This window comes from Chryseobacterium capnotolerans (genome assembly GCF_021278965.1).
In the GTDB taxonomy this organism is placed as follows: Bacteria; Bacteroidota; Bacteroidia; order Flavobacteriales; family Weeksellaceae; genus Chryseobacterium; species Chryseobacterium capnotolerans.
This window is the reverse complement of sequence record NZ_CP065589.1, coordinates 190,821-204,539: the sequence shown is the minus strand read 5'-3', so window position 1 is coordinate 204,539 and position 13,719 is coordinate 190,821. Positions and strand designations below refer to the sequence as shown.

The 13,719-nt window shown below is 37.3% G+C and carries 5 protein-coding genes; all 5 read right to left on the bottom strand.

Annotated features, from left to right (window positions below; all coding sequences use genetic code 11):
• Positions 1-61: 61 nt before the first annotated feature.
• Positions 62-5,092: a GEVED domain-containing protein gene (locus H5J24_RS00855; protein ID WP_068944798.1), complete on the bottom strand. Its 5,031-nt coding sequence runs from the start codon at positions 5,090-5,092 to the stop codon at positions 62-64.
• Positions 5,093-5,339: 247 nt separating this feature from the next.
• Positions 5,340-10,514: a fibronectin type III domain-containing protein gene (locus tag H5J24_RS00850; protein WP_082811292.1), complete on the bottom strand. Its 5,175-nt coding sequence runs from the start codon at positions 10,512-10,514 to the stop codon at positions 5,340-5,342.
• A 649-nt stretch (positions 10,515-11,163) separates the two neighbouring features.
• Positions 11,164-11,829: a DUF6048 family protein gene (locus H5J24_RS00845; protein WP_068944800.1), complete on the bottom strand. Its 666-nt coding sequence runs from the start codon at positions 11,827-11,829 to the stop codon at positions 11,164-11,166.
• Positions 11,795-12,247 carry a DUF6452 family protein gene (locus H5J24_RS00840; RefSeq protein ID WP_232815968.1) on the bottom strand — a complete coding sequence of 151 codons (453 nt, stop codon included), beginning with the start codon at positions 12,245-12,247 and terminating at the stop codon, positions 11,795-11,797. The genes H5J24_RS00845 and H5J24_RS00840 overlap by 35 nt, the downstream gene beginning before the upstream one ends.
• A 53-nt stretch (positions 12,248-12,300) precedes the next feature.
• Entirely contained in the window at positions 12,301-13,713 is a 1,413-nt protein-coding gene (gene rlmD / locus H5J24_RS00835) for a 23S rRNA (uracil(1939)-C(5))-methyltransferase RlmD (RefSeq protein WP_068945217.1), read from the bottom strand.
• Positions 13,714-13,719: the final 6 nt, after the last annotated feature.

The following is a 13,719-nucleotide window of genomic DNA, read 5'->3' as shown; positions in this document are numbered from 1 at the left end:
GAATTTTCACTACCTTTTAAATAAAAAGCCCTCATTTTAAGAGGGCTTTTTTCAATATAGGTTATTCCTTAATAAACTTTTTCTGTGCCATATTTCCGTTATCATCAATATCTATCACATAAACGCCATTGATAAGCCTGCTTACATTTAGCTGATTATTCAATATAATACTTTCTGCAACAATCTGCCCTGCCGTATTATAAATCTTATACTTTGCTTTTTTGCTTATATTTTTCACATATAATATTGAGCTCACAGGATTAGGATAAATGAGAATATCAGTCTGATTAAGAAGGTTAGGATTATATTTTCTAGATATCCTTATAGAATAATCTTCTACTTCACCATTATTAAAATTCATACAGTTGACTGGAATACCGTCTCTCTGCATCGCTACCCGCATTACTACATATTTGTAATCTGTTGTACTTACAAAAGCATCTGCCGGCACATTGAACTTGCCTGTAACAGGGCTTGTAGTATTAGGTGCAGAAGTGAATATTCTTTCATCAATATCAAATTCACCATTTCTGTTGAAGTCTATCCATACCGCAATTCCTTCATTATGATTGGTTCCTGTCCATTTTTTTTCAATGATTATTTCATTATCTGTAGATCCTTGAATCAATTCGATAAAGGCTTTTGGAACTCCTGAATAATTCGTATATGTTGAAGCTCCTGAAGCATTTTCCATAACCGCTTTACCATTGGGTCTTACGGTTACTTTAGCAATATATTCACTTGCAGCACTTCCTGATACCATTTTACAATATGTTACAGTAGGAGTGGTAAAATAATAAGGTAGTGTAAATGAACCGGTTGTTCCACTACAGACATTGGCCACTTGCATTTCATATTTTGTAAGTTCCAATAGGCCTGTTAATGTATAAGTATTAGTAGCCACCGGGATAGTTGTCCAACTTATAACTCCTACTCTTCTATATTTGAGAATATAAGTTGCTCCAGGGAAAGAATCCCATTTAATTTCTGCCGATGTAGGGAATAGCTGAGCGATTGTTAATCCCGGTGGTGGAATTTCGCAGGTTCTTTCCGTTGTAAATACCACAGAGTTTGAATAAGAGTTCCATATAGTCTCATTAGCACATTGACTGGCAATCTGTACTTCATAGGTTGTATAAGGATCTAGCCCCGCTAATGTATAGTTGTTTATGGATGCAGTAGGAAGATTAATCTCAGGGTTCGGCCAACCTGTACCCCCTACTTTTCTCCATCTCAATTTATACTTTACATTTACTACTGCCGGATTCCAGGTAACCACTGCAGAATTAGTTGTAATATTACCTACAACAACACTTGGAGGAGCAGGATCACACCTTGTAATGAATGTTTTAACCGATGTAAATACTCCTGGTGTCTTTCCACAATTTGCTGCAAGCTGTACTTCATAAGTAGTAGATGGCAGCAGGTTATTCAGTGTATGTTGAACACCCGTAACGTATACATCAGTCCACGTAGGCGTTCCTTCTACTCTATATTGTAAAAGATAGGTAAGATTGTTCGTTGCTGCCGTCCAGCTAACCATTGCAGAATTATGGGTTATAGTATTGACTGTAAATCCTTTTGGGGTTTCCGTACTGCATGGTTTCAACTGTACTGCATAATCCTCCACTTCTCCATCTACTGCATTCTGACACATTACTGGTGCATTGCTTCGCTTCAGAACGACTCTCATTGTAGTTGTTAATGGACCTGAATAAGCTCCTCCAGGAACTGCAAATTTAGCATCAACAACAGTAGTTGTACTTGCTGCTGAATTAAGAATCCTTTCTGAATTATCGAATACACCATCTCTGTTAAAATCAATCCAAGCTATAACAGCTACACTTCCTGTAGATCCTGTCCAATCTTTAGCAACAGAAATTTTATTATCTGCAGAACCTATTTCCAGAGTTATCAGAGTAGCCGGGGTTGTATAACTTATATAATTGGTTTGTACAGAGCTATTATTCATCACAGGCAATCCTGGATTTACTGGAGTAACCGTTACATTTGAAATATGATCATTAGACCCGGTACCAGTCATTGGACAATATGATAATACAGGAGTGGTAAATTGTTGGGAAGGTGAAAACAGCCCTTGCGTATTTCCGTTACATTCAGTAGCTATTTGAACTTCATATTGAGTCTGCTCCGTTAAGCCCGAAATAGTATAATTATTTCCAGGATTTGGTACAGGATTTATGGTAGTCCATGCTGGACTTCCAATTTTTCTATGTCTTAAAACGTATACTGCTCCCGTACTTGCAGCCCATGAGATATTTGCTGAATTAGGAGTAAGATTAGTAATAGTGATATTAGATGGTGGAGCATTGGTACATGTTTGTATATCAATAATTTTCACTGCATAGTCTTCTACTTCCCCATTTGCAAAAGATGTACAGGGATTGGGATTATTCGTATCCCTCAGAAGAACCCGCATACGAGTGGTAAGTGGTCCTGCATAAGCTCCTGTAGGCACATCAAACGTGGCTGTTACAGGAGTTACTGTATTATTAGATACATTTAAAATTCTTTCAGCCGTTTCAAAAGTTCCATTTTTATTAAAATCGATCCAGACACTTACAGCTTTATTACTCATAGCAGCAGGCCAGGATTTGGAAACTGAAATCGTATTATTGTTAGTTCCTCTCACTACCGTAATCAGCTTTGCAGCATCTGTAGAATAATCTGTATAACTATTCGCTCCAGAGGTATTACTCATAGTATAAGAATTCGTGGCAGCTACTGTTACATTGGAAATATACCCATTGTTTGTATTGCTTGATGTTGCGGCACAGTAAGGCGTCATAAAAACCATAGGAACTGAAAAATTCCCTGTTATGCCAGAACATATATTAGCAACCTGAACTTCATAGTGTGTTCCTGCTGCTAATCCTGTAAGTGTGACCGTATTTGTAGCTGGGTTTGGTGTATAAGTCGTCCACGCAGTAGTTCCTGCGACTCTATACTGCACAATGTAGCTAGCATTAAATGAGGCATTCCAGGTAATTATTGCAGTTGTTTGGGTTACCATATTTGTTATTACACCACCCGGAGGATTAGAGGTACAGATCGGCAGCGTATCTATAGTACCATTTCCAATGGCATAAAAAACATTATTTATTGCACTCACTCTAATTTTAGCAATTCCACCTACCATTAAAGGGAAAGGACTAAAATCTAATGATTCACTTCCGTCATTAGGTGTTGAAGCACTAATTACATTCCAGGTTACTCCATTATCGGTAGTAAAATCTATTTTCACACTGGCGGCATTATAAGGCACAGTATTGGTACCTACAACATCCCAAGTTACATTTGTAGGGCCATTATTATAAACGGTGGTTGGATTTACTTTGAAGGGCCCATTATTACCAACGATAATGGTCTGTGTTGCACTCTGTGTCTGTTGTTGATTGGCAACAGGGTGATTATCTCTCACCGTCACCGAAAAAGTAGTTGTTCTTGGTACTGTAGATACAGCTTCCCAACCACTTGTATCATGCAAAATCCCGTTCAATACCGAAGATAATTTAGGGAAATAACGAGTGGGATTTGTAGAAGGGATTAGTGATCTAAATGATGCTCCTGAAGTTGTATTCCCTAAATTAATATTATCAATAGAAGGTCCACTGCTAATCATTGCATCTGCCTGCTCCCAGGTATAAGTCATTGGGTCATTTTCAGCATCCGTAACAGAAGCCGTTAAAACAAAAGCTGTTCCTTTTGGAATATTATATGCTGGCAGAGTTCCTATTACCGGCGGAGTATTAGTAACCGAAGTTTCAGTATCACATGTTCTAGCAGCTAAAATAGTTTGAACCTGATTAATACTGTTTCTCAGAAAATAAGCATCACTATTTGGCTGTATATCAAATGTACCTCCAGGAGAAGGAGAAATACCCGCTCCTGCGGCGTTTCCATTTGCTACACCAGCATATCCCATAATGGTTGTTCCTGATCCTGGTTCAAATTGTACATTAGGTGTCTGATACTGATACATGAAAGTATGATTTCCTCCTAATTGATGCCCTATTTCGTGAGCAACAAAGTCAATGTCAAATGTATCTCCCTGCGGTCCTCCATTTGATGGAGAGGTATATCCTGAACCTTTACCATTCCCTGTTGAAGGATTTGGAGACCCGGGATCCAGACAAATGCATCCAATACAGCCAGCCATTCCACCTCCACCAGTAGCTCCAAATAAATGCCCAATGTCATAATTTGCATTTCCAACATTAGCAGTTAAGGTTTGCTGTAATTCTGTACTCCATGAGTTTGGAGCATTCCCTCCTGCGGGTACCGCTGTATATGGATCAGTATTTGGATTAGTATAAATTACATTTGGATAATTCTGCAGGTTCAGATGAAGGGCAAAGTCTTTTTCAAAAACACCATTTACCCTGGTAAGTGTTGCATTAATGGCAGTTAAGGCACCGGCTACTGTTCCGCCATGAAACTGAGTATACTCACCTGTAACAGACATTGCCAGTCTCAGAGTTCTGTATTTCCTGTCGGAAGATTTTGCAAAATTATTAGATTGATTGGCAAAGGAGTTTCCTGCTTTATATAGTTTATCTATTTCCTGTTGGTCTATTTCTTGTTCTCTGGTTGAACATATGAAACCATGTTTCCCTCCTTCAGTTTTCGGATGAACTTCATAGATTGTTTTATCTTTGTCAGCAGGTTCTATAAATTCAGATCCTTCGCCATTAATAATCATGGATTGAAAATCATTGGGCGCTAAGCTGAACCTTAAATATTTTGCAGGATCGTCTATTCCTACTCCCACATAAGATCCCAGCTGATAATGATCTGCCAATTCCTTTACTACAACAGGAAAACTATATACCGCAAATTTTTCAATTTTCCCGTTTAAAGTGGGCAAAGATATCGTGACAGGTTGGGCATACTGACCCGTTTCCTGTGCTCTCACTAATTGAGACCTTAACAGTGAGATGTCTAAAGAATAAAAGCTTTTGGCTTTTGAGCCTTCTTGAATTACTTTTCCTTTAAATGTTGCAGTAGTCCATTGGGCATGAAACATTATCAACATGTTAAGGAAAAAGAAAAAAGTAAAAATTTTCTTCATAATATTTCTCAAAACTTTATATTAATCTCACAAACCTACTTATTTAATTAACAATAAACAATATACAAGCGTATAATGACTATCAAATCACTAACAAATCATTATATTAATTGAAAATTTCAACAATTAACCTGGATTTTAGTTAAAATTTCAACACATGTTGAATTATTATGATGATCATTAAAAATTGGAACAAAAAAATAAGCCTTCATTTCTGAAGGCTTATTCTATTTGAAATTTAGATTATTTATTCTTTAATAAATTTCTTTTGAGCAGTATTACCGTTGTCATCGATATCTATTACATAAACTCCATTAATCAATTTCGTTACATTAATTTCGTTATTTAATAAAATACCTTCTACAATTACCTGCCCTGCTGCATTGTAAATTTTATATTTGGCTCTTTTGCTGATATTTTTTACATACAGTATTGAACTTACAGGGTTCGGATAGATCAGGATATCTGTCTGGTCTATTGGATTAGGAACTCCTTGTTTAGAAATTCTTACCGTATAGTCCTCCACTTCTCCATTCTTAACATTCACACAGCTTACAGGAACACTATCTCTTTCCATTGCTACTCTCATTACAACATATTTGTAATCTGTTGTACTTACAAAAGCATCTGCTGGTACTGTAAACTTACCTGATACAGGAGTGTCTGTGTTTGGATTTGAAGTAAATACCTTCTCATAAACATCAAACTCACCGTTTCTATCAAAGTCGATCCAAACTGCAACTCCTTCTTTATACGTTTTTCCTAACCATTTTTTCTCGATGATGATCTCATTATCTGTAGATCCTTGAACTAACTCGATAAATGTTTTAGGAACTCCTGTATAATCTGTATAGCTTGATCCTTTTGACTCATTTTCCATTTTTGGTTTTCCATTTGGAATCACAGTTACCTTGGAAATATATTCTGCTCCTGAGTTTTCTGATGTCATCTTACAGTAAATTACAGTTGGGGTTGTAAAGTAGTAAGGCGGCGTATAGTTTCCTGGTTTCCCACTACAGATATTTACTACCTGCATTTCATACTTCGTCATTTCAACAAGACCGTTCAGGATAACTGTATTAACAGCTGTAGGAATTTCTGTCCAGCTTGGAATACCTACTTTTCTATATCTAAGAAGATAAGTTGCTCCTGGGTATGGATCCCACGTAACCTCTGCAGATGTTGGCAATAATTGAGTAATTGTCAATCCTGGAGGAGCAATTTCACATATTCTTACTGTTGTAAATACTTTAGAATTTGAGTAACTGTTCCAGCTAGTCTCACCAGCACATTTATTGGCAATCTGAACCTCATAAGTCACAAATGACTCCAGATTATTCAACGGGTATGTATTAGGAGTAGTAAGATCAATTTCAGGCTCCCAAGCTGGTGCGCCCACTTTTCTCCATCTCATTTTATAAGTTGCACTCGCTACTACCGGATTCCAGGTAATTAATGCACTTGTAGCAGTAATATTACTTATTGCTATTGTTGGAGGCGTAGGATCACATCTTGTTGTAAATGTTTTAATTGCTGTAGGAGTACCTGTTATACCTCCACAAACTGCAGACACTTCAACTTCGTAGGTTGTTGCCGGGCTTAATCCAATAAGGGTAAGCGGAACGTTTCCTAATACTGCAGAAGCATATACCTGCGTCCATGTAAGAGTTCCTGCCACTCTGTATTTCACCAGATAAGTTGCTGTATTAGCAGCACCAGTCAAATTAACAACAGCTGTTGTATGAGTTATTGTAGCTATAGGAAAAGTCGGAGGATTTGGCGTTACATTGCTACATGGTCTGATTCTTACAGCATAATCTTCAACTTCTCCGTCAATAGCATTTGCACATGCTGTAGGAATAGTTGTACCCGTTGAACGCTTCAATACAACTCTCATTGTCGTTGTATATGGTCCTACATAAGCAGGAGGTGTAGCAGGAACACTAAACAGATTGGTAACCGGAGTAGTAGTACTCGCAGGCGTACCAAGAATTCTTTCACTCGTATCAAACTGTCCGTTTCTGTCAAAGTCAATCCAAACAGCTACTGCGTCATTACCTGTTGATCCGGTCCAGCCTTTTGCCACAAGAATTTTATTATCACTAGAACCTGCATCTAAAGTAATAAGAGTTGCCGGTGTAGAATAGCTTGTGTAAGCATTCTGAACAGTAGTATTACTCATAGGCGGTACTCCCGGGTTAGAAGAAGTAACTGTAACATTTGAAATATGATCATTATCTCCACTACCCGTTACAGTACAATACTGTAATGGTAATGTAGTAAACTGTAATGAAGCTGACCAAGATCCGAAGCTAGTAGTACATTTTGTTGATACCTGTACTTCATATTTGGTTTGTTCTTTCAAAGGTGATGTTGCAGGAATAGTGTATACGTTCCCTGGTGCAGGAATAGAAGTAGAAGGAACTGAAGTCCATGCAGAAGTTCCAACTTCTCTATACTGCAATTGATAAGTAGCACCTGTAGCTGCTAACCAAGAGAATGTAGCACTTTTATCTGTAATGTTTGAAACCGTAATGTTTGTTGGCGGGGCCGTTGTACATACTGGTTGATCAATCAATCTTACAGCATAGTCTTCTACTTCTCCTTCATCGTATGTTCCAAATGGTCCACAAGGAGAAGAAACAGTACCATCCATCATTACTACGCGCATACGAGTAAGAAGAGTTCCATCATAGGTAGCAATGTTTGGCGGAAGTTTTATTTCAAAACCTGCTGCTACAGTTCCTACCGGGTTAGTAGTACTGCTTGTGGCATTAACGAATCTTTCTGTTGCTTCAAAAACACCGTTTCTGTTAAGGTCAATCCACACTCCAACTCCATAACTGGATGTTGATCCAGGCCAGAATTTTGTAATACTAATTTTATTACCTGTTGTTCCTCTAACAAAGGTAACTAATCTTGTAGGATCACTGGAATAATCTTTGTATCCGTCATATCCTGAATTGCTTACCATTAATGGGCCATTTGTAGGAGTAACAACTACTTTACCGATATATCCAGATGGAGTAGCTGTAGGAGGTACATTAGCACAATAAGTAAGGGCCAGTGTTGTAAACTGAGTACTTGTAGAGAATGCTCCCTGAGTTCCACTACAGATTGTTGCAATCTGAACGTCATACTGAGTGGCATCAGACAAATTATATAATGACCAGCTGCTCGTCAATGGAGCTGTAATATCAATTACTTTCCAAGGTCCACCCCCAGATGGTCTATACTGTAATTTATAAGTAGCCCCAATTGCAGGCGTCCATGAAACAACAGCTGTACTTGCTGTAATATTATTTACTTTAATATTAGTAGGAGGCGCTGTTGTACAAGGTACAAGTTCTATCGCTTTAAGAACAATCTGTGGAATGTTTGCCTGTCTTGTCCCAGAAGGAGGAGAGGCAGGGTCAGGATTTGTACTGTCATTTCTATATTGCAATCCTCTTTCAGGAGTTCCTCCTGCAAAAGCTCTCCAAGTAGCATATGGAGTGGACGAATAATTTGGTGCATTTTCGTCTACACCAATTACAATATTACTTGTTCCATCCCAAAGCAAGGGACTTGTTAACGGTATAGTAACCCAAGCTCCTGACGTCATCGTTGGTAATGTTCCTGACCAAACCTGTTTCAATGAAGAGAATGGCACCCAGTTTGAAGTTGATGTAAAATTGTTTTGTGTTGTATTCCCCATGTAAACTACCCACTCATTGTATTTAGTTTGATCAGAAGCAGGGTTCTCTACATAGAATTTAAGTTCAGTAATGAATTTAGCTGCTCCAACAGCGGCTAATACTTCTGAAGCTTTATAAATTTGTTGAGAATAATTATATCCCCAGTTTGAATTCACAGGAAGTTCGGTACTTTTAACACCAGTACCAAATCCTATTTGCCCAAGTTCAAATGGAGGTCCCGGAACCCATTTACTTTTGTCTGTAGGAGAGCAAAGTGCTCTTACCCACCAATAATAAGTAGTTCCTGCAACAAGCTGAGGTAAATTTGCAGTTGTTCCTGGCACGATAATTCCTGCTGGTGCTCCAGCTGCTGGAGGGGTATTGGTAGTACTATAATAAACCTCATACCCGCCTGCTGGTGCAGAAGGTGATGCCGGCCAGCTAACAACAGCACTGTTAGATGTCATTGATACAATTGAACCAGCTGTTGTAGCTCCTGATGCAATAGGAACCGGTACACACGTAGGTGGTGTTACAAACGATTTTGGTATAATGTTCCATGTACTTTGATCTGTCGAGCTACATCTTGCTCTTACCCATACATAATATGTTGTATCAGGAAGTAAAGGATCTAGTGTCGTCGTTAATCCTGATGGAACATTTTTTATTGGCGGGGTATTCCCATTAGGTGCTGCCCCAGTGGTATTGTAATAAATATCATATCCTTCTGCTGGTGTATAACCAAATGAAGTCCAGCTTATCACTGCTGTTGTAGCAGTTATGGTTCCCGTTGTTATTGTTCCCGTAGTAGGCATTGCCGGACAGGTTGCCGGAGTAGCAAAGACTAGAGATGTAGACCACTCACTTTGTTCAGTTGCACTACATTTTGCTCTTACCCACACATAGTAAGTTGTCAACGGAGCTAATGGGTTTATATTAGCCGTAGTTGTTCCTGCCGGAACTGTTAAATTAGGTGTAGATCCAGCTACTGGTGGCACGTTTGTCGTGTTATAATAAATATCATAACCTTGTGCCGGAGCTGGTATATACGCAGTCCAGTTTATATCAGCATTTGTTGCAGAGATCGTTCCTGTACTTAAAGTTCCACCCGGAGGCATAGATAAACATGCTGGAGGTGTGCCAAAAGTCATCTGAATATTGGGTCTGTTCGCCGTAACCGTTCCTGTTTGGGTGGTAGGAGGTGTTGTGTCTTTCTCAATATACATATGTCCTGACGGAACATTAGAATGCGTAAGTTTCGCTCCTGTAGAAAATGATCCAGTACCACCATAATTGGTTTCCACAAGCACCATTAAGTTATCTACCCCATTATAAGTATAAGGAAGTTGTAAAGGTATAGTATACCATCCTGTTGGGATAAGTCCTACATTTCCGCTATATAATAAAGTAGCTCCAGTAGTTAAAGTATTCCAGTTTTGTGCTGTAAGGGTGGTTGTAGTTCCTACCGGTTTTATATAAATTTTTACAGGCATCCCGATATTAGAAGCAGAAGTAGAATTCCATCCAAGAGATAAGATACTTCCGGTTGTTCCAATTTCAGCTGCTGTGTAAATAGATGCAGACCGTTCAAACCCCCAAGAAGCCCCTAAAGGATACTTTTGGGTTGACGTTCCGGTACCAATTGTAATGGTTTGTGCCTGTATGGACAATCCCATGACCATACAGAGCAATGCAATGAGCACCTTAAAAGGTCGGCTCATTTTACAGAGTAAAAGTCCACTCATATTTTTTTAAATTTAATAATGATAACGATAATTAAGAATTATAGTATTCCCTATTTTATGAGGTTGATCAGAAATCACAAAACCTCATTCTTTACAGAAATTCTGTAGTAAAAAAAGTAATTTTATCCCATAAGCTAATATTTTAATATTTACACAAATCTAATCATTTTTTCATTATAATATATTCATTAAAATGTTTTTTTGAAAAAATTAAACAATATTACCCTATATTATTGAAAATAAAAAATAAAATAAAACAATTCATATTCTCTAACATCAAGCACAAATATCAATATTTAACACATTAATATCTTTATAAAATATTATTACTTTTTATACTAATACACCCATTTACTTTTAACGTTTTAGATTAGTTTATATTATTATTATCAATCTTATTTTTTTTACGGATATAATCTATTATATGATCTATTAAAAATATTTTTCATGAGAAAAACTTATTTTATTTACGATACACTTATAATATTAAAATAAATTCTACTACTATTACCTTTCTATTGATCCATTTTTTGAGTAACCTTAGATTCCATTTAAAAATAAAGGCGGCTTATATTCTTATAAAACAAATCAGCCTTGGGAAAATTCCCAAGGCTGATTGATATGATCAAAGCGTTTTAATGCAAGTCCGCTAAAATTTATAAGCGATATTCCATGCAAATCCCATATTAAATTTTGAAGAGCTTTTTCCAAATCCCGGAACGATCATTGGAGAAATATTATCCTGTTTAGAAGTATATACCAAATAACGAGGCTGTAGGTTTACGTCAATATAAAAATTGGACTCAAATAACTGCACTCTTCCTCCCAAAGTACCCTCCAGCCAGAAAGAAGATTGTGATGAAGCAGGAAACGCCACCGAAGAAGCACTTCCTCCATATCCTCTTACAGGAATAGCCATATATTCTTGATTATAAAATGATCCGGCTACCTTTCCTCCTGCATAAAATCCATTAAATTCATTTTCTTTATCCTTAGCCAGCATATAGAATGCCCCAAGTTTAATAAAGGGACCATTTACTTTAGCGTCATAGCCATTTTTCTGATATACATTTTTTTCAAAACCTGCTTCCGCAACCGCATGAACATTTCCATTTATTTTCGAGGAAATAAATCCCTGATATAACTTTCTGTCTGAAAAAAATCCAACGCCGCCATTCAACATATCAAACCCAACCATAAAATTTGGCTCATATTTCCAGTGTGTCTTCTTTTCTTCTTCCTTTTTGCCTTCCTGTGCCCCTATTAAAACCCCGAAAAGGCTACAAAACAAGGTAAAGATTAGTCTTGTCTTCATTCAATATTTGATTTTGTCCGTTTTCTACCTTTTGAATAGGATCAGAAGTTATTAATTCTCCACTTACATTATCATATGTCTTTTTAGCCCCACACCCGGGAGATACATATGTAGCTTGTGTTGTATATTTAACTCTTACTTGGGATACTTTACTTTTAGTAGATGTTTTGAAATAAATATCCGTATAGGGAGAATCATCTACCCTTAAAGGAATAAGCCTTGAGTCTATTTTAGTCTGCCATCCTAAATCTACTTTTCCTGAGCCATAGTCTACCGCAACAGATAATGAGTCTACAGTCTTCTCTTTATTAGAGTCTACTGATCTGAAGGCGATCTTCATCCTTGGAGTTCCTTCACCGCTTTCACAGATATCATCATCACTCCCGCAGGAATAGAACATTCCAACCAAGCAGAGCATGATGAGAAATTTAAAATACTTCATAGTAAGATTTAAACTCAAATTTAATTAAATTATTTTTTAATCAGCAATGCTATATTTTCCACATGATGAGTTTGTGGGAACATATCTACCGGTAAAATTTTCACTACGGTATAATCTTCTTTCATCAGTGCAAGATCTCTAGCCTGTGTTGCTGAGTTACAACTTACATACACTACTTTTTCCGGAGCCAATTTTAATATTTGCTCCACTACTTTTTGGTGCATTCCGTCTCTTGGAGGATCGGTAATCAAAACATCTGCTTTTGGATGGTTTTCCATAAATTCATCGTTAAAGACATTTTTCATATCTCCACAATAGAATGTAGTGTTGGTAAGGCCATTCAATTCCGCATGCTCAATGGCTGCATCAATGGCTTCCTGAACAGATTCTATTCCGATTACCTGTTTTGCATTTCTTGCCACATACTGAGCAATGGTTCCGGTTCCTGTATATAAATCGTACACCACTTCATCTCCTTTCAAATCTGCAAATTCAAGTGTTTTTCTGTACAACTCTAGAGCTTGCTTATAATTGGTCTGGAAGAATGATTTTGGTCCAATTTTAAACTTCAGCCCATCCATTTCTTCCATTAAATATCCTTCCCCAAAATAGACATTGATATCCAGATCATAAATAGAGTCATTGGCTTTTGGATTAATGGCGTACACCAATGTTTTGATCTGTGGAAACTTCTCTAATATGAAAGCAAAAAGCTTTTCTCTGTTTTCTTTTTCTTCTCTAAACAACTGGAACAATACCATCCATTCTCCTTTAGAGTTTTGTCTCATCATCAGTGTTCTCAGGAAGCCTTCATGGTTTCTTACATCAAAGAAATCCAGACCATTATCTACAGCATATTTTTTCACAGCTAATCTGATGGCATTGGAAGGATCTTCCTGCAGGAAACATTCTTTAAGGTCTAAAATCTTGCTCCACATCCCAGGAATATGAAACCCTAAAGCATCTTTGCTTCCAAAGTTCTCTTCAGAGCTGATTTCATATTGAGTAAGCCATCTTGCATTGGAGAAAGAGAATTCCATTTTATTTCTATAAAAATACTGCTCTTTTGATCCTAAAATTGGCATGGTTTCAAACTCTTCAATACCTCCAATTCTTTTGATATTGTTATATACTTCTTCCTGTTTAAAATCAAGCTGCTTTTCATAGCTCATATTCTGCCATTTGCAACCGCCGCAAGTTCCAAAATGAACACATTTTGGTTCTGCTCTGAAAGGAGATTTCTCCAGTACTTCCACTGCTTCTCCCTCATAATATTTAGACTTGGCTTTTTTCACTCTTACGTTAACACGATCTCCGGGAATTGCCCCAGAAACCAATACAGTCTTTCCATCTTCCGTTTTTCCAATAGCTACTCCTTTTGCTCCGGCAGTCAACAGCTTTATATTTTCAAGAACTAAATTTTTCTTATTCTTTCTGCTCATTCTAAA